Here is a 22464-nt window from a genome sequence, read left to right as displayed (position 1 = left end):
GTGACCTGGCTGGGATTCGAACCCAGGACCCCATCATTAAAAGTGATGTGCTCTACCAGCTGAGCTACCAAGTCATTTTATTTCCTTGAATGCGGGTGCAAATATAAAAACATTTATTTATTTTGCAATGGGATTTTCTTATAAATTTGTCTTTTTTTACAATTAATTTCTTAACCCTTTAATTTATAGGGTATTATTTATTTATGAAAATAGTTTTATTAGGTTACATGGGGTGTGGTAAGTCGGTAATAGGGGCTTTTTTAGCTGAAAGCCTTCAAATTCCGTTCTATGATTTGGATCAAGAGATTGAAAAAGAAACTCAAAAATCAATTACTGAATTGTTTCAAACTAGAGGTGAAATCTATTTTCGCAAAAAAGAAAATGAAATATTGAAAAAGTTTTTAGATAAAAAAGAACCTTTTATTCTAAGTTTAGGCGGAGGAACTCCATGTTATTACAACAATCATGAGTTATTACTTCAAGAAGGCGTTTTTTCTGTTTATTTAAAAGCGTCTGTTGATACATTGGTAAGTCGATTAATTAAAGAAAAAGCTAAACGCCCTTTACTTCATAATCAAGATGAGGTTACTTTAAAGGATTTTATCAACAAGCATTTATTTGATAGAAATTTTTATTATCATCAAGCCAATAAAATAGTAAATAATGATGATAAATCTGTTGAACAAATTTCAAATGAAATTAAAGCACTTTTAATTTAGATAAGCAAACGAATTATTTTCTTCAAAAACAACTTGAATGTGTTCTTGTAAGGAAGTCGATAATGATAATCCTTTAAAATCAGCTTTTACTGGATATTTTTTATGATTTCTATCTACTAAAACAGCAGTTTTAAATTTGCTTAAAGGAACTTCTAAAAAGTGTTTTACGCCATAAATTAAGGTAGTTCCTGAATTAAGAACATCATCAATAAGTACTAATCCTTTATTTTTATAATATTCACTAGGTATTGAAGTGTTTATTGATTCTTGAGGATTTTGTTTGTTTATTTTAACTTCACAAAGTGTTATTTTTAAATCCGATATCAAAGCTAGTTCTGCAGCAACTTTTTGGGCAAAAATATACCCGTTATTAGCAATTCCTGCTAAAATTACTTCCTCTTCATTTACGAATGTTTCGAAAATTTGGTAAGCAATTCGTTTGGTTTTGTGTTTGATTTCTTCGTGTGTTAAAATAATATTTTCCATGTGTGTTGTTATTTGACCTCAAAGATAAAAAAGAGTTCCTTATTTTCTCGTGGCTTAATCGAATTATATGCTTTTTCTAGTGTTTTTATGTTGAATTTGTCTGAAAACAGATTCAAATATTCGGTTACAGAACCTCCAAATGGGGGACCTTCAGCTGTTAAAGGAAAATCAAATAATAGTCCTGCTAATTTTCCATTAGGATTTAAAAGCGAAGCCATTTTTTCAACATATTGTAGGCGCATTTTTGGCGGTAAAGCACAGAAAAACGTTTGTTCTAAGATTAAATCGAAAGTATTTTCTAAAGCAAAAAAATCAGAATGAATCAAATGTGATGCAAATTCAGGTTTTCTCGATTTGATGTTACGTAAAGGGGTTTCGGCAATATCAATCACGTATACATTTTGAAATCCATTTTCAACTAAATAGTCAAATTCATAACCATTTCCGGCACCTGGAATTAAAATTTTAAGATTTTTGTCGGTTAATTGGTCGATGTATTCTTTTAATGGCGTTGTAATTGTTCCTGTATCCCAACCCGTTTCTCCTTTTTTATAGCGTTCTTCCCAGTAATTCATTTTATTCAAATTCTTCGGTTTCAAGATTGTCATCTAAATAGTCGTCGATATCTCTTCGTTCTTTTTTTGTAGGACGACCTGTTCCATGTGCACGATAGTGTTCTTTTGACAACTTCAATAATTCTAAATGCTCAAATGCTTCTTTTGGAGTTTCGTCTTTTCGATACATATCAACAAGTTTTGCTCCTAATCGATTTTGAGGAATATCTAAAATCGTTAATTTGTAGTTGATTTGGTCTTTTCTAAGTGTAATTTTATCTATTGGGAATATCTCTCTAGATGCTTTTGCTACTTGACCATTAACGGTAACATGACCTTTTTTAACTGCCTCTGCTGCAATACTTCGAGTTTTGTAATATCGCAAGCACCATAAAAGTTTATCAATTCGCATAATATAATTCAAAAAACCATGTTAATATTTCTACAAAAATAAATGAAAATTGTATCTTGCGCACAAAAAAATAACATAATGAAGAGTTTTTATAAAATTGTATTTGCTTTAGGGTTTTTAACGAGTTTGATTTCATGTCAAAATGAGGATAGTGTTTCTTTAACTCCTGATAGGCCTTATGATGAAGTTTATGCAGAAGATATAGCTGAGATTGAAGATTTTTTAGATACACATTATGTAACAGTTGATGCCGATTACAATACAACTTTTACACAAATTCCAGATGGCGGTACTCAAACCCCAATTTCTGCAATGCCTGAATTAACTTTTAAAGAGGTTGATTTGCATGATATAACGTATAAAGTTTATTATTTGAACTTAAGAGAAGGTTCTGGTGAAAATATTACCCGAGTTGATTCTTCTTTTGTATCATATAAAGGTTTTAGTTTTTCAAAAACAACGGTTGATAATGTGGATACATATACACAAACAGTTTTTGATAGTAAACAAAGCCCAATATGGTTGTCTTTAGATGAAGTTATTAGAGGTTGGGCTCATATAATGCCACTTTTTAAAATAGGAACTTTTACTTCTATGACCGATGGTAGTTTATCTTTCAATGATTTTGGTGCTGGGGTTATGTTTCTTCCTTCTGGATTAGCTTATTTTAGCTCAGGTTTTTCTTCAATTCCTTCTTATTCGCCACTCATTTTTAATTTTAAATTATATAATTTAAGAAGAAGAGATCATGATCGTGATGGTATTTTGTCTATGTATGAATACGGACCTGATTTTGATGAAGATGCTATAGATACTGATGGAGATGGCCGTCCAGATTATATTGATGTTGATGATGATGCAGATGGTGTGTTAACAAAAAAAGAAAGAGAAATTCCTGGTACTGATCCGGTTCAATATTATGATTTTGCTAATATACCTTTGTGTAATTCCACAGGTATAAAGGTACATCTTACTCCTGAATGTAGATAAAATTTCAAAGACCGATGCAAATCGGTCTTTTTTATACAAAAAAACTCCGATTTGCATCGGAGTGATTTTTTCTAAACTAACCCTAACTAAATGAGAAACATTCTCTTATTACTTTGCAAATGTCTTACCTTTTTTTGAATTCTTATGTTAAGGTAATGTTATACTTATGTTATTGATTATTAAAATTTTACGAAAACGTTTTTTCTATAAAAGTATAATCCGTTTTTTATTATTTTTTGTCTTGTAAAGCAAAAACTCGTTTTAATAAATCGGAACTTCTAGCGTTTAGGTTGTTACGAATTTCCTTTTCTTCAACCGCAATCATTTTAAAAACACCTTCCATAGCTTTGTTAGTAGTGTAATCGGTTAAATCAGGATTTACTTTAGTAACTAACGGAATAGAATTGTATTTTGTAATTATATTATTCCAAACTTTATCAGCACCAACTTTGGCAAATGAATTTTTTATCACTGGGTTGAATTTTATGTATAATGCATTTGAGGTTGTATTTTGCAAATATGTAGTAGCTGAGTTTTCGTTCCCCATCAAAATGTTTTTCGCATCATTGAATGTCATTTGTTTAACAGCATCTACAAAAATAGGAGTAGCTTCTTTAACCGCGTCTTCTGCAGCACGATTTAAGACTTTCAATCCTTCATCGGCTAATTTGCTCATGCCTATCTGACGTAATTTTTTATCAACCACTTGTAATTCTTGAGGTAATAAAATTTTAACGGCTTCATTTTTAAAGAAACCATCTGTTGCAGTTAATTTTGATACTTGTTTGGATATTCCATTGTTTAAAGCTTCTTTTAAACCATTACCAATTTCAATTTGGCTAATTCCGGTTGTTCCTTGAGGTAATTGATCTAATACTTGTTGCATTTCAGCACAACTAAATAAACTGAAAACGGCTAGGCTAAGAAAGATTTTTTTCATTTTTTTATATTTTACTTACTGTTTTACAAAGATAGTGCCAATTTTTGACTGAATTTTATATAAAATTTGAGGGGAATAAAATTATTAAATTCGTAAATTGCACCCTCAAAAATGAACAAAAATTACATATGGAACTACAAACTCCTTATATTCCTAAAAATAAAGTAAGAATTGTGACCGCAGCGTCACTTTTTGATGGACATGATGCAGCTATTAATATCATGCGTAGAATTATTCAAGCTACAGGTGTTGAGGTAATTCACCTTGGACATGATAGAAGCGTGGAAGAAGTAGTAAATACTGCCATTCAGGAAGATGCAAATGCAATTGCTATGACATCTTATCAAGGTGGTCATAACGAATATTTCAAATACATGTACGATTTGCTTAAAGAAAAAGGAGCAGGTCATATCAAAATATTTGGTGGAGGTGGAGGTGTAATTCTTCCTTCTGAAATCGAAGAGTTACATGCTTACGGAATCACTAAAATTTATTCTCCAGATGATGGTCGTGCTATGGGATTACAAGGCATGATTAACGACTTGGTTCAAAAAGCAGATTTTCCTGTCGGAGATGTGTTAAATGGAGAAGCGGAACATTTAGAAGAGAAAAATCCAAGAGCGATTGCTCGTGTAATTTCTGCTGCTGAAAATTTCCCTGAAATTGCGAAAGAAACGTTAGATAAAATTCACGCCGCAAACGAAACTTCTAAAATTCCAGTTTTAGGTATTACGGGGACAGGTGGTGCTGGAAAATCTTCATTAGTAGACGAATTAGTTAGAAGATTTTTAATCGATTTCCCAGAAAAAACAATCGGATTAATTTCGGTGGATCCATCAAAACGTAAAACTGGTGGTGCTTTGTTAGGTGATAGAATTCGTATGAATGCGATTAACAATTCTCGTGTTTACATGCGTTCGTTAGCAACTCGTCAATCGAATTTAGCCTTATCAAAATATGTAGCCGAAGCGATTCAAGTGTTGAAAGCGGCTAAATATGATTTAATCATTTTAGAAACTTCAGGAATTGGACAATCGGATACTGAAATTCTTGACCATTCAGACGTTTCTCTATATGTAATGACACCTGAATTTGGTGCTGCAACGCAGTTAGAGAAAATTGATATGTTGGATTTCGCTGATTTAGTAGCATTAAATAAATTTGATAAACGTGGGGCTTTAGATGCAATTCGTGATGTGAAAAAACAATACCAACGCAATCATAATCTTTGGGATGTAGATACCGATAAGATGCCAATTTTTGGAACTATCGCATCGCAATTCAACGATCCAGGAATGAATACGCTTTACAAATCTATCATGGATAAGATTGTGGAGAAAACAGGTTCGGATTTAAAATCTACTTTCCAAATTACGCGTGAAATGAGTGAGAAAATCTTCGTAATTCCGCCTCACAGAACTCGTTATTTATCTGAAATTGCAGAAAACAATAGAAAATATGACGAAACTGCTTTAACACAAGTAGAAGTAGCGCAAAAATTATACGGAATTTTCAAAACCATTGAATCAGTTAACGGAAATTTACCTCAAATTGATAAAGCAGGAATTATTGAAAGTTCGTTAAAAATAAATGATAGCAACAAAGATTTCTTAGGATTGTTATTGAAAGAATTCGACCGAGTAAAAATGAATTTAGACCCATACAATTGGGAGATTTTATTGACTTGGGAAGAAAAAGTAAACAAATACAAAAATCCGGTCTATTCGTTCAAAGTTCGTGATAAAGAAATCAAAATTGAAACGCATACCGAATCGTTATCGCATTCACAAATTCCAAAAGTAGCCTTACCTAAATACCAAGCTTGGGGTGATATCTTAAAATGGAATTTACAAGAGAACGTACCGGGAGAATTTCCTTTTGCATCTGGATTATATCCTTTCAAACGTGAAGGAGAAGATCCAACGCGTATGTTTGCAGGAGAAGGAGGTCCAGAACGAACCAATCGTCGTTTCCATTATGTTTCTTTGGGAATGCCAGCAAAACGTTTATCTACAGCATTCGACTCGGTAACGTTATACGGAAATGACCCAGACCACAGACCTGATATTTATGGTAAAATTGGTAATGCAGGAGTTTCTATTTGTTGTTTAGACGATGCTAAGAAATTATACTCTGGTTTCGATTTAAGTCACCCAGCGACATCCGTTTCTATGACAATTAATGGTCCAGCACCCATGTTGTTAGGATTTTTTATGAATGCTGCTATCGACCAAAACTGTGAAAAATACATCAAAGAAAACGGTTTAGAAGCCGAAGTTGAGAAAAAGAAAAAAGAACTTTACGACGATAAAGGTTTAGAAAGACCAAGATACAACGGAGAATTACCAGAAGGAAACAATGGTTTAGGATTGTTGCTTTTAGGTGTAACGGGAGACCAAGTGTTACCAGCGGATGTGTATCAAGATATCAAAGTGAAGACGTTAGCACAAGTTCGTGGAACGGTTCAAGCGGATATTTTAAAAGAAGACCAAGCACAAAATACTTGTATTTTCTCAACAGAATTTGCGTTGCGTTTGATGGGAGACGTTCAAGAATATTTCATCAAACAAAATGTACGTAACTTTTATTCGGTTTCGATTTCAGGTTATCACATTGCCGAAGCTGGAGCAAATCCAATTACGCAGTTAGCATTTACTTTAGCGAATGGTTTCACTTACGTGGAATATTATTTAAGTAGAGGAATGAATATCAATGACTTCGGTCCGAATTTATCGTTCTTTTTCTCAAACGGAATTGATCCTGAATATGCGGTAATTGGTCGTGTAGCTCGTAAGATTTGGGCAAAAGCCATGAAAAACAAATACGGAGCTAACGAAAGAGCGCAAATGTTGAAATATCACATTCAAACGTCTGGACGTTCGTTACACGCGCAAGAGATTGATTTCAATGATATTCGTACGACTTTACAAGCGTTGTACGCGATTTACGATAACTGTAACTCGTTACACACGAATGCTTATGATGAGGCAATTACGACTCCAACAGAAGAATCAGTACGTCGTGCAATGGCAATTCAGTTGATTATTAATAAAGAATTAGGTTTAGCTAAAAACGAAAACCCAATCCAAGGTTCGTTCATTATTGAAGAATTAACTGATTTAGTTGAAGAAGCGGTTTTAGCTGAATTTGATAGAATCACAGAAAGAGGAGGAGTTCTTGGTGCTATGGAAACCATGTACCAAAGAAGTAAAATTCAAGAAGAATCATTGTATTACGAAACTTTGAAACATACTGGAGAATTCCCAATTATTGGAGTAAATACCTTCTTAAGTTCAAAAGGTTCGCCAACAGTGATTCCAGCAGAAGTAATTCGTGCTACAGAGGAGGAAAAACAATTCCAAATCCAAACATTAGAGAATTTACATCAAGCCAAAGCGAAAGAAGTAGAAAATCAAATTTCAATCATTCAAGAGGCAGCGATTCAAAATCAAAACATTTTTGAAAAATTAATGGATGCAGCTAAGGTGTGTTCGTTAGGGCAAATCACCAGCGCATTATTCGAGGTGGGTGGTCAGTACCGAAGAAATATGTAATATTTCAATTATAATCATTTGTAGAGACGCGATTTATCGCGTCTCTTTTTTTTTGAATGAATTCAAAAAAAATCAAAATTATTTCCAATTCCCAAAATATTTTAATTATTTCGTAATTCGATATAACATTACACGCCATGCAAAATAAATTTAAAAACAAATACCGCATTTCCTCTGCGCGTCTACAAACGTGGGATTATTCCAATAATGGTGCCTATTTTATCACCATTTGTACGCAAAATCGACATCATTTTTTTGGTCATATTAAAAATCAAGAAATGCAATTATCCGAAATAGGAAAATTGGCAGAAAAATTTTGGTATGAAATACCCAATCATTTTTCAATGGTAGAATTAGGAAATTTTGTGGTGATGCCAAATCATGTTCATGGGATTTTGATTATTGATAAAACGAATGATGAATCATTTGTAGAGACAAGGCAATGCCTTGTCTCTACAATTCATACCAATTCAATTATTGGTTCATCCCGTTTTCAAAATCAGGGAAAAAATACCATTTCATCGATTGTAGGTTCATATAAATCAATTGTGACCAAAATGTCACGTCAAATCAACCCTAATTTCGCCTGGCAAACCCGATTTCACGATCATATTTTTCGGAATTCGAAATCATTTAATACCATTCAAAATTATATCGAACAAAATCCGTTAAAATGGAAAGAAGATACATTTTATAATTTATGAAGCCAACAATAAAAACCTTTCCAACTACAAAATTCATCGGAATAAATAGTCAATTTTCGTATTCAGATTATCGAATAGGGGAATTATGGGGGGAATTTATGCCTAGAAGAAATGAAATTCGAAATACGATAGGTAAAGATTTATTCAACATTCAAATCAATCCCGAAAATTTTGATTTCAATCCACAAACCGAATTTGTGAAATGGGCTGTAGTTCCTGTAACAGATTTTGATTTTATTCCTGAAGGAATGCAAAAATTAATAGTAGAAGAAGGTTTGTATGCAGTTTTTAATCACGTTGGTGATGCAGTAAAAGCTAGAGAAACCTTTAGTTATATTTTCGGTATTTGGTTGCCTAATTCGGAATATGAATTAGATAATCGACCTCATTTTGAAATTTTGGGTGAGATGTATAAAAACGATAGTCCTGATTCGGAAGAGGAAATTTGGATTCCAATTAAGAAAAAAATCTAATATTCTCCATCTACATAAAACCATTTCCCATCTTCTAATTTAAATGTTGAGTGTTCGTAATGCACTTGTGCTTTTAAATTTTCGTCTAAATAATAAGCTTTGAAGGTTACCGTGGTTTCAGTTGAAGCTAAAACTTCTAATTTTAACCATTTATTTGCCTGACTCCAGGTTAATATATCTTTTTTGTTGTGGAAGCGTCTTTTAGAAATATGAGTTGTGTTTACCAAATAATCTGCAGCACCTGTTGCAAAAGCGCTGTAACGAGAACGCATTAAAGTTTCTGCTGTTGGTGCTTTTTTTATCCCTTTAATATAAGGTTCACAACAATCATTAAATGAAATTGAATTTCCGCAATAACAATTCGACATAAATTACGATTTAGATTCGTTAAATTTTCTAGCGATTTCTTTTAATTTTTCGGCACGAGCATTCTTTTTCGCTTTTTCTTTTGCTTGCTCTTTGTGCAATTTGTTGTTGTGCGCTTTGATGTTTTTTGGATTATTTCTCCCCATTTTTATGGACTTTTTAAGCGTTTCAAATGTACAAAAAATAAATATTATAAAGTTTGGCACAACAATTGGTTATATTTACATAAGAAATAACTTAAAAATTAAAATATTATGAAGAAGATTACTTTATTGATAGCTTTTATCGGGATGATAACACTACAAAGTTGTACAATTAATGAGGAACACGATCATGTTGATAATGATACTATAGCTGAGGTTTTTGAATTAAGAAATGTAAATTTTAGTTATAATAGTTCAACAGGAGGATATTTTATTTACAGAACTTTAAATCCTCAAATTTATGCTTCAGATAATATTTTAATTTATAGAATGTCTGATTTAATTGATTCAAATACTCCAGTTTGGCAATTAATTCCTAGAACTATATATTTAAGTGGTGGTGATGAATTAGATTATGATTATGATTTTAGTAGAGAGGATTTTACTATTTATGCAGGTGGTACTTATAATTTGGCAGAAACTCCTGAGTTTATTTACAATCAAACTTTCAGAATTGTAATTGTCCCAGGTTATTTTTCTAATAGAAGTGCTACGCAAGTAGATTTAAATGATTATGATGCGGTAATTCAAGCTTACGGAATCAATCCTAATAATATAAAAAGTCTTTAAATACAAAGAGCTATCATCATGATAGCTCTTTTTTTATACGGATACTTTATCAATTTTTAAATAGCCAATGTGTTTTTCATCTTCTAAAACCGCGTTGGCTTTTGTTATTTTTAAACGGTATTGCGATTTGAATTTCTCCGAAAGAATTTCTTCTATATTATGAATGTCATCTACATCAACGCCATATTTGTCATCAATGTGCGATTCGGCTCCTTTAAATCCGTAATGTTTGTAAAATGTAGTTTGTTTGGCTTTTTTAATGGCTTCGGCTTTTGTTTTAGCAACAACTAAAATTTTGTAATGGTATTCTTCAAAATCACCTTCTTTATAGCCACCTAAATTCAAAAAGAACAATTGTTCTTCTTGTTCTTGTTTTTCATCTTTTGCAATAACTTCAATAGAAAATCCATCAACAAAAGTTACTTTTTGCCAAGCATCTATATGGATTCTTCCTTTTGCTTCTGGCCAAAAAGCATTCATGTCTGGAATTAATTCTTTTACGCTTGAACCTATTCCAAAAAAAATATCGTGTTGTTCTGTAAACCTGCCTTTTGGGGTACAGCCAAGCATTATCATATGTAAATTTAATGTTTTCATGATGTAAAAATAACAAATTTGATAATTAACCCCTAAAAAAATAGGGTGTTTTTGTAAATAAATCAAAAAAATCATATATTTGCATAACTTTTCAAGGGTTTAACAATAAAAACAACACATCTTATGTCAACATTCCGTTTTCAGGCTTTAAGAAAAGCAACAGACAGAAAACCAGTTCAAGTAGAAGAATTGGATAGAAAATCAGTTATTTTTGGTAGTAATGTCTTTGGTGACAAAGCTATGCGACAATTTTTAACTCCTGAAGCTTACAAAGCGGTTAAGGCTGCTGCAGAAGGCGTTAAAATAGATAGAAAAATTGCCGACTACATTGCTTTAGGTATGAAAGAATGGGCATTATCTAAAGGTGTAACACATTATACGCACTGGTTTCAGCCATTAACAGGAACTACTGCAGAGAAGCACGATGCTTTTTTTGAAACTTTTCCTGATGGAAGTGATCCAGTTGAGAAATTTGGAGGAAGTCAATTAGTACAACAAGAACCAGATGCTTCTTCTTTTCCAAATGGTGGAATCCGTAATACTTTTGAAGCAAGAGGATATACTGCTTGGGATCCAACATCTCCAGCATTCATTTTTGGAACTACATTATGTATTCCTACAGTGTTTGTATCGTATACAGGTGAAGCTTTAGATAACAAAACACCTTTGTTAAGAGCTTTACAAGCGGTGGATGCTGCTGCTATTGAAGTTGCAAAATACTTCGACAAAAACGTAAAAAGAGTTACTCCTACATTAGGTTGGGAGCAAGAATATTTCTTAGTAGATACTGCTTTAGCTAATTCAAGACCTGATTTATTAGCTACAGGTAGAACTTTATTAGGACACACGGCTGCTAAAGGACAACAATTAGACGACCATTATTTTGGTTCAATTCCTACACGAGTTTTAACATATATGCGTGATTTAGAAAACGAGTGTATGTTATTAGGAATACCAGTAAAAACACGTCACAATGAGGTTGCGCCAAATCAGTTTGAGTTAGCACCAATTTTTGAAGAAATTAATTTAGCAGTTGATCACAACTCATTATTAATGGATGTAATGCAAAAAGTGGCTGAACGTCATGATTTTAAAGTATTATTCCATGAAAAACCTTTTAAAGGAGTTAATGGTTCTGGAAAACATAATAACTGGTCATTAGCAACAGATACTGGAATTAACTTATTATCTCCAGGAAAAACGCCAATGAGCAACTTACAATTTTTAACGTTCTTTATTAATACTATTAAAGCGGTACATGATAATGAAGAGTTATTAAGAGCGTCAATTGCATCGGCTAGTAACGATCACCGCTTAGGAGCTAACGAAGCGCCACCAGCAATTATTTCTGTTTTCATTGGACAACAATTAACTAAAGTATTAGCGGAGTTAGAAGGTGTTTCTAAAGGAAAATTATCTCCAGAAGAAAAAACGGATTTAAAATTAAACGTAGTAGGTAAATTACCAGACGTTTTATTAGATAATACAGACAGAAACAGAACATCTCCATTTGCTTTCACAGGAAATAAATTCGAGTTTAGAGCTGTTGGTTCTTCTGCAAACTGTGCGGTTTCAATGACAACTTTAAATACTATTGTTGCAAAACAATTAAAAGATTTCAAAGCTGAAGTTGATGCGTTAATCGAGAAAAAAGATTTAAAGAAAGACGAAGCTATCTTTAATGTATTAAGAGAATATATCAAGCAAACTAAAGCTATTCTTTTTGAAGGTGATGGTTATAGCGATGCTTGGGAAAAAGAAGCTAAAAAACGTGGATTAAGTAATCACAAAACAACTCCTCAAGCTTTAAAAGCTAAAGTTTCTAAAAAAACAATTGCTCTTTTTGAAGAAATGGGTGTAATGAACCATGTTGAGGTTGAAGCGCGTTACGAAATCGAATTGGAAGAATACATGAAAAAAATCCAAATTGAAGGACGTGTTTTAGGTGATATTGCTCGTAATCATGTAGTTCCTACAGCTATTAAATATCAAAATGTTTTAATTGAAAACGTTAAAGGTCTAAAAGAAATTTTTGGAAAAGATTTCGAAAAAGTAGCCAAAGAACAAATTTCATTAATTAAAGAAATTTCTGAGCACATTGAAGGAATCAATACGAAAGTAGAGAAAATGACAGAAGAGCGTAAAAAAGCAAATGCTTTAACTAGTACTGAAAAAATGGCTGAAGCTTACTGTGATAAAGTAAAACCTTACTTCGAAGAAATTCGTTACCATGCTGATAAATTAGAGTTATTAGTAGACGACGAACTTTGGACATTAACAAAATACAGAGAGTTATTGTTCACGAAATAATTTTCAAACAAAATAATTCATAAAAAACCTGTTCATTTGGACAGGTTTTTCTATTTTCGGCATAAATAATAAAATAATGAGAAAATATTTATTCCTTTTACTTCTTTTTAGTTCGATTTCTTTTGGACAATCTAAATTCACGGTTTATTTTGATACTGATTCTGATCAATTAAAACTAAAGGAACTGATTCGTTTTGATGATTTCTTTAGAAATAAAAAAGTCAAATTCATAAAACTTATAGGCTATTGCGATTATCGTGCTTCAAATGGTTATAACGATACGTTGGCATACAACAGAGCTAAATTTGTATCAAATATTATCGAAAAAGTTGCTGACCAAAAGCAAATTGAAATTATTAGTAAAGGCGAAAATTTCGAACAAAATCACGATTTAAAATTGAATCGTAAAGTTGAGATTTACTATGAAGAAATACAATTAGATGAAATATTAGATAAGGACGACACTATTGAAAATAATAAGAATAATAATTTATCTTCCCAAGTTACAACAGTAAAAGTAGGCGATAAGTTAATTTTGAAAAATTTACATTTCTACAATCGTTCTGGGATTTTTGTTCCTGAATCGCGACCAGTTTTAGAGGAATTACTCCAAATTATGAAATCTAACCCGAATCTTAAAATCGAAATTCAAGGTCATATTTGTTGTCAAATGGGTACCGATGTTGAAGATACTGCTAAAGTAAGAGCGCTTGCTGTTTACAATTACCTTTATAATAATGGAATTTCAAAAAATAGGCTGAGTTATAAAAGTTTTGGGAGTACCCGCCCAATTCACACAATTCCAGAAAATAACGAAAATGAAAGAAATGAAAATAGAAGGGTAGAAATTCAAATTGTAGCTAATTAATTTTCGTCTTTTTATTAATTTATTGAAAATGATAAGTTTACTACTTGTGGTTAGTTCTTTTTGATAAATTAGTTTTTTATATCCTTTTTATTTTTTTATATTCGTTACATTAAATACCCTAAAATGAAATACCTATTACTGCTGTTTGGACTACTACTTTCAGCACAAGAAAAAGCTAGTTTTTATTTTGATTTCGATCAAGATACGTTTAATCCTAAACAAAACGAATTGTTTTTGTCTTGGTTAAACAAAGATGAAACTCGCGAAATTCTAGTAATTAACGGGTATTGTGATTGGTATGGAACTTATGAATACAATGATACCTTGGCTTACAAACGAATTCATACGGTTCATGAGCAACTAAAATTAAAGAACTCGATTTTTTTTACTTCTGATTTAAAAATTAATGGTTATGGTGAACGAGTTCAAACTAGAAAAGAACGTCGTCATAACAGAAGAGTTGATGTTTTTTACAATGTTTTTCCAGAAAAAATAAAAAAAGAAGAAAAGGTAGTATATGATGATCCTGAGGTTTATACAGGTCAAAAAATATCAGACGAACCAATTCCTGTTAATAAAATTAATAAAGAATTTCAGCCCGTAGATCCAGAGGAATTAATTCATCTAGAAGCTATTCCTAATCGCTATGCAAATGCTAAAGTTGGTGATAAATTGGTTATGAAGAACTTATATTTTTATGATCGTTCCGGAATTTTTGTTCCTGAGTCACTGCCAGTTATGGAAGAGCTTTTAGATTTTATGGTTAGTAACCCAAAAGCTAAGATTGAAATTCAAGGTCATATTTGTTGTCAATTAGGTGAAGATCCAGAAGATATTGCGTTAATTCGTGCAATTGCGGTACATAATTACTTGGTTGCAAATGATATAGATGATTCTAGGTTGCTTTATAAAAGTTTTGGAAGTTCGCAACCAATTCATAAAATTCCAGAAAAAAATGAAAAAGAACGAAACGAAAATCGTAGAGTAGAAATTCTTATTTTAGAGAATTAAATTTGGCACAATTTTTCGTTTTATTCATAAAAAAGTATAGTAATGAAATATCTATTTTCCGTTATAGTTTTCTATTGGTTTCAAATTGGAGTTGCTCAAGAACAAGTTACTTTTTATTTTGACAACAATAAATCCGAATTGAATAAAACAGAAGCTACTAAACTTCAAAAATGGATTGCCGAAAATACAACTTCAAAAATCCTTTCAATTACTGGCTCTACAGATGAGGTAGGTTCAACGGGATATAATGATACTTTATCTCAAAAAAGAGTGACTCATATTTTTAATCAAGTAAAAGATAAAGTCAACATAAGACCCGATTTTAAAAGTATTTCTCTTGGAGAAAAAGGAGCTACTTCAACAAATAAAGCCGAGAATAGAAAAGCAATCATTCATTATTTGTTAGAAAAAGATTTAGACAAGGAAAATGAAGTTTTAGGAATTAAAGTTGAAGAACCAGAGGTAATTATTCCTGAGGATGCTCCTTTAGCTGAAAAAGTTAAGTTGGCAAAAATTGGAACAAAAATCACGTTAAAAAATATCAATTTCTATCAAAACACTTTCGCAACAATGCCCGAATCACAAGGAACATTGTATGATTTGTTGTTTGTTATGCAAAATAATCCAGACTTAGTAATTGAAATTCAAGGACATATTTGTTGTATTGATAAAGATTACCGAAATTTGTCAACCGATAGAGCAAAACAAATTAAACGTTTTCTCGTTTATAATGGTATTCAGCAACATCGGGTTAAAACAAAAGGATTTGGTGTATCCCAACCTTTATATCCAATTCCTGAAGCAACACCTGAACAAGCAGCAGCAAATCGTAGGGTAGAAATTGAAATTTTAAGTAAAAAATGATGAAAAAAAGTTTAGGTTTAATAGTATTAGTAGTATTCTTTTCACTAATAAGTTGTAATGATGGTTGTGAAGAAGGAAGCCAACCCACGCCAGCCTCTTTTTTTGTAGAAATACTAGATGAAGCTTCAAATGAAAATGTATTTGAAAATACTACCTATACCCAACAACAAATAACTATTCTTGATTTAGATGAAGCGGCTATTCCTTTTAAATTCATAGAAAGTGCTAATGTTATTCAAATTTTCCCATCTGTTTTAAATTCTACTGATAATTCATTTACCATTAAATTAAATAATGATACTACGTTACAAACAGATGAAATTGAAGTAAATTATGATGTTTCATCAAGTGCGGGAGAATGTTTTAAAACCTATAAAATTGAGAATGTTTTGTTTCCAAATAACACTTCAGAAATTACGGAAACAGTTTATGTGATAAAAATTTAACAAATTCTAAAGTCAGATTTCTAAATTCTAATTTTTAGAACTATCTTTGCGCCACAACAACAACACACTATATTCATGAGTTCTGATACGAGCAAACGCTACAATTTACGAGGAGTTTCGGCTTCTAAAGAAGATGTGCACCAAGCTATCAAAAACATCGACAAAGGCTTATTTCCTCAAGCATTTTGTAAAATTATTCCTGATTATTTAACGAATGACGACCAATACTGCATTATTATGCATGCGGATGGAGCTGGAACAAAGTCTTCCTTAGCTTACATGTATTGGAAAGAAACTGGCGATATTTCGGTTTGGAAAGGAATTGCTCAAGATGCCTTAATCATGAATATTGATGACTTATTATGTGTTGGAGCAACTGATAATATTTTACTTTCCTCTACTATCGGAAGAAATAAAAATTTAATTCCTGGCGAAGTAATATCGGCTATCATCAACGGTACAGAAGAATTAATTTCGGAATTAAAAAATCACGGAGTTACCATTCATTCTACTGGTGGAGAAACTGCTGATGTAGGTGATTTAGTTAGAACTATCATTGTAGATTCAACCGTAACTGCCAGAATGAAACGTGAAGATGTAATTGATAATGCTAATATTCAAGCTGGAGATGTTATTGTAGGACTGGCTTCTTTCGGTCAAGCTACTTACGAAAAAGAATACAATGGCGGAATGGGAAGTAACGGTTTAACTTCGGCTCGTCATGATGTTTTTGCGAAATATTTGGCTGAGAAATATCCAGAAAGTTTTGATGCTTCGGTTCCTAATGAATTAGTGTATTCAGGTCAAACTAAATTGACAGATACTGTTGAAAATAGTCCAATAGATGCTGGTAAATTAGTGCTTTCTCCTACTAGAACGTATGCGCCAATAATCAAAAAGATTTTATCAAAATACAATTCAAACGAAATTCACGGAATGGTTCACTGCAGTGGTGGTGCACAAACAAAAGTGCTTCACTTTGTAGATAATGTTCACGTGATTAAAGATAATTTATTTGCAGTTCCACCATTATTTAAACTGATTCAAGAAAATTCTAAAACGGATTGGAAAGAAATGTACCAAGTATTCAATTGTGGTCACCGTATGGAATTATATGTTCCTGCAGAAGTAGCTCAAGACATCATCGAAATTTCGAAATCATTCAATATCGACGCACAAATCGTAGGAAGAGTAGAGAAATCAGATAGTAAGAAATTAACGATTACATCCGAATACGGAACGTTTGAATATTAATCTGTAGAGACAAGTCATGACTTGTCTTTCTGTTTTTAATGAAATTAAAATTTACAACACAACATCAATAAAATGCAACACAACGTATTAATTTTAGATTTCGGGTCGCAATACACCCAATTAATTGCCCGAAGAGTAAGAGAATTAAACATTTTCTGCGAGATTTTTCCATTCGATAAAATTCCAGCAGATTTATCATCATATAAAGCGGTAATCTTAGGCGGAAGTCCATGTTCGGTTCGTTCTGAAGAAGCATTGCACCCAGATTTATCACAAATCAGAGGAAAATTGCCATTATTAGCAATTTGTTACGGAGCACAATATTTAGCGCATTTTTCAGGTGGAGAAGTAGCGGCTTCAAACACTAGAGAATACGGAAGAGCGAATCTTTCATACATCAAAGAAAACGAAGTATTTTTAGAAGGTGTTTCTGAAAACAGCCAAGTTTGGATGAGTCATTCGGATTCAATCAAGAAACTTCCTACTAATGGTGTAATGATTGCCAGCACAAAAGACGTAGAAAACGCAGCATATAAAATTGAAGGCGAAACTACTTATGCAATTCAATTCCACCCAGAAGTTTATCATTCTGTGGATGGAAAACAAATGTTGGAAAATTTCTTAGTGAAAATTGCAAAAGTGCCTCAAAATTTCACACCAAATGCTTTCGTAGAAGAAGTAGTTGCCGAAATGAAAGCTAAAATCGGAAACGATAAAGTAGTTTTAGGACTCTCTGGTGGTGTAGATTCAACAGTAGCAGCAGTTTTATTGAACAAAGCAATTGGAGAAAACTTATATTGTATTTTCGTTAACAACGGATTATTACGTAAAAACGAATTCCAAAATGTACTTAATCAGTATAAAGGAATGGGTTTAAATGTAAAAGGAGTAGATGCTTCGGCACGCTTTTTGGATGCATTAGCTGGGTTAGATGATCCAGAAGCGAAACGTAAAGCCATTGGAAAAGCGTTTATTGAAGTTTTTGATGATGAAGCACACCAATTAACCGATGTAAAATGGTTAGGTCAAGGTACTATTTATCCAGATGTTATCGAATCAGTTTCGGCAACTGGCGGACCATCAGCTACAATTAAATCGCATCACAATGTAGGTGGTTTACCAGATTTTATGAAATTGCAGGTGGTTGAACCTTTACGTATGTTGTTTAAAGATGAGGTTCGAAGAGTAGGAAGAAGTTTAGGAATCGACGAAGAATTATTAGGACGTCATCCATTTCCAGGGCCAGGATTAGCGATTCGTATTTTAGGTGATATTACAGCGGAAAAAGTAGCTATTTTACAAGAAGTAGATGCAGTTTTCATCAACGGATTAAAAGAACACGGTTTGTACGACAAAGTTTGGCAAGCAGGTGCTATCTTATTGCCAGTGAATAGTGTAGGAGTAATGGGCGATGAGCGTACCTACGAAAAAGTAGTGGCACTTAGAGCTGTAGAATCTACAGATGGTATGACTGCTGATTGGGTACATTTACCATATGAGTTTTTAATGAAAGTCTCAAATGAAATCATAAATAATGTTAGAGGAGTAAACAGAGTGGTTTATGATATTAGTTCAAAACCGCCTGCAACAATAGAATGGGAATAAAATAAATTTTTCAAATTCAACATATAAATTTCAATAGCAATTATTTTTATTCTATTTTTACGATATAAATTGCTATTGAAATTTTTGTTTAGTATTGTTTTAAATTAAGATTATGATAAAAAGTGTTGTTTTTCTTTTCAGTTTGATTTTTTTCTTTGCCCTACCAGTGAAATCTCAGATTAAACATGTAGTAGCTAAAGGAGAAACCGTTTTTCAAATAGCAAAAAAGTATGAAGTTACTCCTTTTGATATTTATCGTTTAAATCCTGACGCAAAAAATGGAGTTAAAGAAAACACAACTTTACTAATTCCTAAAACAACTTCTTCAAAAGCGCTTGTTCATGTTGTTGCTGAAAAGGAAACGCTTTACGGAATTTCAAAAAAATACAATGTTTCGGTTAGTGATTTAGAAAATTGGAATAAGGCAATTCTTCAAAATGGCTTAAAGAAAGGTCAGGAAATTTTTGTTTCTAAACCTTCTGCAGAAGAGTTAAAGTCAATATCATCAGCAATTGTATCGCGACCAAAAGTGGATGTAAATGCTACTACTCATTTGGTTGTTGCTAAAGAAACAAAATACGGAATAGCTACTCAATATGGATTAACAGTTACTGAATTAGAACAATTAAATCCACATATTATTGGAGGTTTGAATGTAGGGCAAACGGTAGTTTTAAAGCCAGGTGTTCAAATAAAAAAGACTTCCAATACAATTTTAGTTGATTATGAAGTGCAACCAAAAGAGACGCTATATAGTTTATCTAAGAAATTTGATATTGCTCAGGCTGAGTTGATAACGTTAAATCCGGATATTCAGGATGGTTTAAAAATTGGAATGATAATAAAAGTTCCGTCAAATGGTGGAATAGCAACTCTTAATTCAAAAGTTAAAGACTCGGTTTTATCTGCAAAAACAAAAGTAAATTTACTAGCAACTGTAGATAAAACACAATCTAAAAATATGGTGTTGTTATTGCCATTTAATTTAAATAAAATTGAAACAGATTCGGTTAAGACTAAAACGGAACATTTAAAAACAAATAAATTTTTAAATCTAACGTTAGATTTTTATGCTGGTGCGCAAATGGCAATTGATTCTGCAAAAACACTAGGCTTGCCAGTTAATGTAAAAGTGTATGATGTAGAAAGTTCTAAATATTCTTCAAATGTGGCCACTATCATTTCTAAAAATAATTTTGAAAATGTTGATGTTGTTATTGGTCCCTTTCAAAATTCTGTAATAGAAACTACGGCTCAATTATTATCGAAATATGATATTCCAGTAATTTCACCATTATCAAAAGAACGTGGATTACCTATGAATAATTTATATTATTCAATTCCATCAGAAGATTTGATGAAAGTTACATTGTTTAATTATTTCAAAGAAAAACAAGGTAATGTTGTGGCAGTTATTAGCTCTAAAAAAGTAACTTCAAAAGAATATATTTTAGAGAATCATCCAGAAGTTAAACACGCTGTATTCAATGAAAAAGGAGCTTTAGATGTTGCTCTTTTGAAAACACAATTGGTAAAAGGACAAAAGAATTTTGTTTTAATGGAAATTGAAAAAGCCAGTACCATATTAAATGTAACCAATATTTTAAAAGGATTACAAAAAGAATATGATATTCAATTAGCGGTATTTGAATTATATGATGCGTTAAATTTTGAAGAAATCCCAATGACAAATTTAACCGATTTAAAAATGGTATTTCCATCAATTACTAAAGTAGCCGAAACTCCAGAAGAAAAGATTTTTGAAAAAGAATTTAAGAAAATCAATAACATTTATCCAAATGCTGCAGCTAAAAAAGGATTTGATGTAACGTTTGATGCAATGTTGCGCATTTGCCAACCAGAAGGTTTTGTAAATTCCGCAGCTACAACCAAAACAGAATACATTGAAAATGCTTTTGATTATACATCAAATAATGGAATGATTACCAATAACGCAACGTATTTATTGTATTACGACAGCGATTTAACAATTAAGCAAGCACAATAATGGCAACTTCTAAACTGACATATTTAGGTGATTTACGCACCTCTTCTATACATTTACAATCGGGTTCTGAAATTATTTCGGATGCACCGCTAGACAACAACGGAAAAGGAGAAGCTTTTTCTCCAACCGACACCGTTGCCAATGGATTAGCTAGTTGCATGTTCACCGTTATGGGAATCAAAGCACGAGATTTGGACGTAGATTTTTCAGGTTCAACAGCAGAAGTAACCAAAATCATGGGAACCGAACCAAGAAGAATTACGGAAATTCACGTAACCTTCAATTTTTCCATAAATCCCGACGAAAAAACAAAAACCATCTTAGAAAGGACTGCAATGACTTGTCCTGTTTTTTATAGTTTACATCAGGATATTAAGAAAGAAATTGTTTTTAATTGGAAGTAGTTTGCAAAATGAATATTATCCACAATCTTGTCATTCCGAAGGAATCTCTTCTTATGAAATTATTTTCAATAATCTTATTGTTTGCTTTTAGTTCAATTCAGTCTCAAAGTTTTGAAGGTGAACTGAACTATACTGCAAAGATGGATGGTTATGTGATTTATAAATCAGATACATTGAAATTTAAAGATTTAAAAGAAAAAATGATTCAAAAAGGGGAGTATTTTGATTCTCTTAACATTAAGATTAATGATTTGGGTTATGTCAAAAAAATCAACAATGGTAAAAATAAAACTATAATTTTAAATTTCAATCAAAAAAAGAAATATATAATTACCGAAAAAGAACTTACTATTGATGATTTGAATTTTAGAAATATCTATAATAGACAATTAGGTGCAGATTATACTCATAATGAAATCATTGAGTTGACGCAAAATGATACAATCATAAAATTCAACAATACTGAAATTAAAGCCAATAGGATAACTGTTAAGAAAAAACACTCAAAAGAAATCTATTTAATTTCTGATGATTTTTTAAAACTTCCTGTAAAAAGAAATATTTTAATTAGTGAAGATAATCAGATTTATGATAAAGAAGTGGAAGATTTAATAGAATCTAATTTAATTTTAAAATATACGATGACAACAACCTTTTTAGGCTATTTGATTGTTGATATCGAATTATCAAAAATAGAGCAAAAGGAAATTCCCATATCTAATTTCGAAATTCCAAAACATATTGAAGATAAAGAGTTGAAAAAAATCAACAAAGATTCTGAAAGATTCAAGTTTTACAAAATAGTGAATTAGTCTTTCTTCTTTTCTCTTTCTTCTATCCTCTCAAAAATGACCAACCACGAACTCCTCATCAAACTCGCCCACACTAAAATGCCATTTGGTAAATATGAAGGCTATTTCTTAATCGACCTTCCGGAGTATTACGTAGTTTGGTATGCTAATAAAGGTTTTCCAAAAGGACAATTGGGCGAACAATTAAAATTGGTACACGAACTCAAGTTAAACGGCTTAGAAGAACTCGTTCGAAATATCCGCAGGAACTTTCCAAAAAAGTAATTTTTTTTGCCACAGATTAAAGGATTTTTACGGATCACCTTTTGTTAATC

The 22464-nt window shown here is 31.9% G+C and carries 24 protein-coding genes and 1 tRNA gene; 17 read left to right on the top strand and 8 right to left on the bottom strand.

What is annotated here, in order from left to right; translation table 11 throughout:
• Position 1 precedes the first annotated feature (1 nt).
• Positions 2-74, bottom strand: a tRNA-Lys gene (locus LOS86_RS09685).
• 129 nt (positions 75-203) lie between these two features.
• Between LOS86_RS09685 and LOS86_RS09680 the strand changes: the two genes are divergently transcribed.
• Entirely contained in the window at positions 204-719 is a 516-nt protein-coding gene (locus tag LOS86_RS09680) for a shikimate kinase (RefSeq protein WP_231841906.1), read from the top strand.
• On the opposite strand, the gene LOS86_RS09675 is transcribed toward LOS86_RS09680, so the two are convergent.
• The 3 genes from LOS86_RS09675 to LOS86_RS09665 are packed head-to-tail and all read right to left on the bottom strand — an operon-like array spanning position 711 to position 2171.
• The gene (locus LOS86_RS09675) at positions 711-1205 is read right to left on the bottom strand and encodes a phosphoribosyltransferase domain-containing protein (protein ID WP_231841905.1); all 495 of its coding nucleotides are present in this window, start codon (positions 1203-1205) and stop codon (positions 711-713) included. The genes LOS86_RS09680 and LOS86_RS09675 overlap by 9 nt on opposite strands.
• Before the next feature lie 8 nt (positions 1206-1213).
• Positions 1214-1780: a methyltransferase domain-containing protein gene (locus LOS86_RS09670; RefSeq protein WP_231841904.1), complete on the bottom strand. Its 567-nt coding sequence runs from the start codon at positions 1778-1780 to the stop codon at positions 1214-1216.
• A 1-nt stretch (position 1781) separates the two neighbouring features.
• Positions 1782-2171, bottom strand: a complete 390-nt coding sequence (locus LOS86_RS09665; RefSeq protein ID WP_231841903.1) for an RNA-binding S4 domain-containing protein — start codon at positions 2169-2171, stop codon at positions 1782-1784.
• Between the two features lie 78 nt (positions 2172-2249).
• Here LOS86_RS09665 and LOS86_RS09660 point away from each other — a divergent pair, with 78 nt between their 5' ends.
• A complete protein-coding gene (locus LOS86_RS09660; protein WP_231841902.1) occupies positions 2250-3161 on the top strand; it encodes an FKBP-type peptidyl-prolyl cis-trans isomerase in 912 nt (303 codons plus the stop codon).
• A 229-nt stretch (positions 3162-3390) separates the two neighbouring features.
• Here LOS86_RS09660 and LOS86_RS09655 read toward each other — a convergent pair whose 3' ends face one another.
• The gene (locus tag LOS86_RS09655) at positions 3391-4101 is read right to left on the bottom strand and encodes a DUF4197 domain-containing protein (RefSeq protein WP_231841901.1); all 711 of its coding nucleotides are present in this window, start codon (positions 4099-4101) and stop codon (positions 3391-3393) included.
• A gap of 128 nt (positions 4102-4229) precedes the next feature.
• Here LOS86_RS09655 and LOS86_RS09650 point away from each other — a divergent pair, with 128 nt between their 5' ends.
• From LOS86_RS09650 to LOS86_RS09640, 3 genes are all read left to right on the top strand, one after another.
• Positions 4230-7655 carry a methylmalonyl-CoA mutase family protein gene (locus LOS86_RS09650; RefSeq protein WP_231841900.1) on the top strand — a complete coding sequence of 1142 codons (3426 nt, stop codon included), beginning with the start codon at positions 4230-4232 and terminating at the stop codon, positions 7653-7655.
• A gap of 137 nt (positions 7656-7792) precedes the next feature.
• Positions 7793-8359: a transposase gene (locus tag LOS86_RS09645; protein ID WP_231841899.1), complete on the top strand. Its 567-nt coding sequence runs from the start codon at positions 7793-7795 to the stop codon at positions 8357-8359.
• Positions 8356-8832 (top strand): GyrI-like domain-containing protein, encoded by a 477-nt coding sequence (locus LOS86_RS09640; protein WP_231841898.1) that lies wholly within the window; start codon positions 8356-8358, stop codon positions 8830-8832. The genes LOS86_RS09645 and LOS86_RS09640 overlap by 4 nt, the downstream gene beginning before the upstream one ends.
• Here the strand turns inward: LOS86_RS09640 and LOS86_RS09635 are convergent.
• The gene (locus tag LOS86_RS09635) at positions 8829-9200 is read right to left on the bottom strand and encodes a YchJ family protein (RefSeq protein ID WP_231841897.1); all 372 of its coding nucleotides are present in this window, start codon (positions 9198-9200) and stop codon (positions 8829-8831) included. The two genes, LOS86_RS09640 and LOS86_RS09635, sit on opposite strands and share 4 nt — an antisense overlap.
• A 3-nt stretch (positions 9201-9203) precedes the next feature.
• Positions 9204-9344: a hypothetical protein gene (locus tag LOS86_RS09630; RefSeq protein WP_231841896.1), complete on the bottom strand. Its 141-nt coding sequence runs from the start codon at positions 9342-9344 to the stop codon at positions 9204-9206.
• Positions 9345-9452: 108 nt separating this feature from the next.
• Here LOS86_RS09630 and LOS86_RS09625 point away from each other — a divergent pair, with 108 nt between their 5' ends.
• The gene (locus LOS86_RS09625; RefSeq protein WP_231841895.1) at positions 9453-9971 is read left to right on the top strand and encodes a hypothetical protein; all 519 of its coding nucleotides are present in this window, start codon (positions 9453-9455) and stop codon (positions 9969-9971) included.
• A gap of 33 nt (positions 9972-10004) precedes the next feature.
• On the opposite strand, the gene LOS86_RS09620 is transcribed toward LOS86_RS09625, so the two are convergent.
• Positions 10005-10568, bottom strand: a complete 564-nt coding sequence (locus LOS86_RS09620; RefSeq protein ID WP_231841894.1) for a DUF1543 domain-containing protein — start codon at positions 10566-10568, stop codon at positions 10005-10007.
• A gap of 123 nt (positions 10569-10691) precedes the next feature.
• Between LOS86_RS09620 and LOS86_RS09615 the strand changes: the two genes are divergently transcribed.
• The 11 genes from LOS86_RS09615 to LOS86_RS09565 all read left to right on the top strand — a co-directional run bounded on the left by LOS86_RS09615 (position 10692) and on the right by LOS86_RS09565 (position 22414).
• Positions 10692-12878: a glutamine synthetase III family protein gene (locus tag LOS86_RS09615; RefSeq protein WP_231841893.1), complete on the top strand. Its 2187-nt coding sequence runs from the start codon at positions 10692-10694 to the stop codon at positions 12876-12878.
• A gap of 76 nt (positions 12879-12954) precedes the next feature.
• Positions 12955-13746 (top strand): OmpA family protein, encoded by a 792-nt coding sequence (locus tag LOS86_RS09610; protein WP_231841892.1) that lies wholly within the window; start codon positions 12955-12957, stop codon positions 13744-13746.
• 123 nt (positions 13747-13869) lie between these two features.
• Positions 13870-14757, top strand: a complete 888-nt coding sequence (locus LOS86_RS09605; protein ID WP_231841891.1) for an OmpA family protein — start codon at positions 13870-13872, stop codon at positions 14755-14757.
• A 42-nt stretch (positions 14758-14799) separates the two neighbouring features.
• A complete protein-coding gene (locus LOS86_RS09600) occupies positions 14800-15621 on the top strand; it encodes an OmpA family protein (RefSeq protein WP_231841890.1) in 822 nt (273 codons plus the stop codon).
• Positions 15618-16067, top strand: coding sequence for a hypothetical protein (locus LOS86_RS09595; protein WP_231841889.1), 450 nt, complete (start codon positions 15618-15620; stop codon positions 16065-16067). The genes LOS86_RS09600 and LOS86_RS09595 overlap by 4 nt, the downstream gene beginning before the upstream one ends.
• A 75-nt stretch (positions 16068-16142) precedes the next feature.
• On the top strand, positions 16143-17321 hold the full coding sequence (locus LOS86_RS09590; protein WP_231841888.1) for an AIR synthase related protein: 1179 nt from the start codon (positions 16143-16145) through the stop codon (positions 17319-17321).
• Between the two features lie 72 nt (positions 17322-17393).
• Positions 17394-18926, top strand: coding sequence for a glutamine-hydrolyzing GMP synthase (gene guaA / locus LOS86_RS09585; RefSeq protein ID WP_231841887.1), 1533 nt, complete (start codon positions 17394-17396; stop codon positions 18924-18926).
• 166 nt (positions 18927-19092) lie between these two features.
• On the top strand, positions 19093-20934 hold the full coding sequence (locus tag LOS86_RS09580) for an amino acid ABC transporter substrate-binding protein (RefSeq protein ID WP_231841886.1): 1842 nt from the start codon (positions 19093-19095) through the stop codon (positions 20932-20934).
• On the top strand, positions 20934-21338 hold the full coding sequence (locus tag LOS86_RS09575) for an OsmC family protein (protein ID WP_231841885.1): 405 nt from the start codon (positions 20934-20936) through the stop codon (positions 21336-21338). Before LOS86_RS09580 ends, LOS86_RS09575 begins: the two co-directional genes overlap by 1 nt.
• 53 nt (positions 21339-21391) lie before the next feature.
• A complete protein-coding gene (locus LOS86_RS09570; protein ID WP_231841884.1) occupies positions 21392-22150 on the top strand; it encodes a hypothetical protein in 759 nt (252 codons plus the stop codon).
• A 36-nt stretch (positions 22151-22186) separates the two neighbouring features.
• Positions 22187-22414 carry a DUF3820 family protein gene (locus LOS86_RS09565; protein WP_231841883.1) on the top strand — a complete coding sequence of 76 codons (228 nt, stop codon included), beginning with the start codon at positions 22187-22189 and terminating at the stop codon, positions 22412-22414.
• The last annotated feature ends 50 nt before the right edge of the window (positions 22415-22464 follow it).

This window comes from Flavobacterium cyclinae (assembly GCF_021172145.1).
In the GTDB taxonomy this organism is placed as follows: domain Bacteria; phylum Bacteroidota; class Bacteroidia; order Flavobacteriales; family Flavobacteriaceae; genus Flavobacterium; species Flavobacterium cyclinae.
The sequence above is the reverse complement of the archived record's forward strand: the minus strand, read 5'-3'. Positions and strand labels throughout refer to the sequence as shown.

What these genes read in the sequence shown, in the direction of transcription:
- LOS86_RS09615 (WP_231841893.1), top strand. Translation starts at nt 10,692, where the DNA reads ATGTCAACATTCCGTTTTCAGGCTTTAAGAAAAGCAACAGACAGAAAA.
- LOS86_RS09610 (WP_231841892.1), top strand. Translation starts at nt 12,955, where the DNA reads ATGAGAAAATATTTATTCCTTTTACTTCTTTTTAGTTCGATTTCTTTT.
- LOS86_RS09680 (WP_231841906.1), top strand. Translation starts at nt 204, where the DNA reads ATGAAAATAGTTTTATTAGGTTACATGGGGTGTGGTAAGTCGGTAATA.
- LOS86_RS09590 (WP_231841888.1), top strand. Translation starts at nt 16,143, where the DNA reads ATGAGTTCTGATACGAGCAAACGCTACAATTTACGAGGAGTTTCGGCT.
- LOS86_RS09565 (WP_231841883.1), top strand. Translation starts at nt 22,187, where the DNA reads ATGACCAACCACGAACTCCTCATCAAACTCGCCCACACTAAAATGCCA.
- LOS86_RS09570 (WP_231841884.1), top strand. Translation starts at nt 21,392, where the DNA reads ATGAAATTATTTTCAATAATCTTATTGTTTGCTTTTAGTTCAATTCAG.
- guaA (WP_231841887.1), top strand. Translation starts at nt 17,394, where the DNA reads ATGCAACACAACGTATTAATTTTAGATTTCGGGTCGCAATACACCCAA.
- LOS86_RS09670 (WP_231841904.1), bottom strand. Translation starts at nt 1,780, where the DNA reads ATGAATTACTGGGAAGAACGCTATAAAAAAGGAGAAACGGGTTGGGAT.
- LOS86_RS09665 (WP_231841903.1), bottom strand. Translation starts at nt 2,171, where the DNA reads ATGCGAATTGATAAACTTTTATGGTGCTTGCGATATTACAAAACTCGA.
- LOS86_RS09640 (WP_231841898.1), top strand. Translation starts at nt 8,356, where the DNA reads ATGAAGCCAACAATAAAAACCTTTCCAACTACAAAATTCATCGGAATA.
- LOS86_RS09600 (WP_231841890.1), top strand. Translation starts at nt 14,800, where the DNA reads ATGAAATATCTATTTTCCGTTATAGTTTTCTATTGGTTTCAAATTGGA.
- LOS86_RS09620 (WP_231841894.1), bottom strand. Translation starts at nt 10,568, where the DNA reads ATGAAAACATTAAATTTACATATGATAATGCTTGGCTGTACCCCAAAA.
- LOS86_RS09625 (WP_231841895.1), top strand. Translation starts at nt 9,453, where the DNA reads ATGAAGAAGATTACTTTATTGATAGCTTTTATCGGGATGATAACACTA.
- LOS86_RS09655 (WP_231841901.1), bottom strand. Translation starts at nt 4,101, where the DNA reads ATGAAAAAAATCTTTCTTAGCCTAGCCGTTTTCAGTTTATTTAGTTGT.
- LOS86_RS09635 (WP_231841897.1), bottom strand. Translation starts at nt 9,200, where the DNA reads ATGTCGAATTGTTATTGCGGAAATTCAATTTCATTTAATGATTGTTGT.
- LOS86_RS09675 (WP_231841905.1), bottom strand. Translation starts at nt 1,205, where the DNA reads ATGGAAAATATTATTTTAACACACGAAGAAATCAAACACAAAACCAAA.
- LOS86_RS09605 (WP_231841891.1), top strand. Translation starts at nt 13,870, where the DNA reads ATGAAATACCTATTACTGCTGTTTGGACTACTACTTTCAGCACAAGAA.
- LOS86_RS09660 (WP_231841902.1), top strand. Translation starts at nt 2,250, where the DNA reads ATGAAGAGTTTTTATAAAATTGTATTTGCTTTAGGGTTTTTAACGAGT.
- LOS86_RS09595 (WP_231841889.1), top strand. Translation starts at nt 15,618, where the DNA reads ATGATGAAAAAAAGTTTAGGTTTAATAGTATTAGTAGTATTCTTTTCA.
- LOS86_RS09630 (WP_231841896.1), bottom strand. Translation starts at nt 9,344, where the DNA reads ATGGGGAGAAATAATCCAAAAAACATCAAAGCGCACAACAACAAATTG.
- LOS86_RS09650 (WP_231841900.1), top strand. Translation starts at nt 4,230, where the DNA reads ATGGAACTACAAACTCCTTATATTCCTAAAAATAAAGTAAGAATTGTG.
- LOS86_RS09645 (WP_231841899.1), top strand. Translation starts at nt 7,793, where the DNA reads ATGCAAAATAAATTTAAAAACAAATACCGCATTTCCTCTGCGCGTCTA.
- LOS86_RS09575 (WP_231841885.1), top strand. Translation starts at nt 20,934, where the DNA reads ATGGCAACTTCTAAACTGACATATTTAGGTGATTTACGCACCTCTTCT.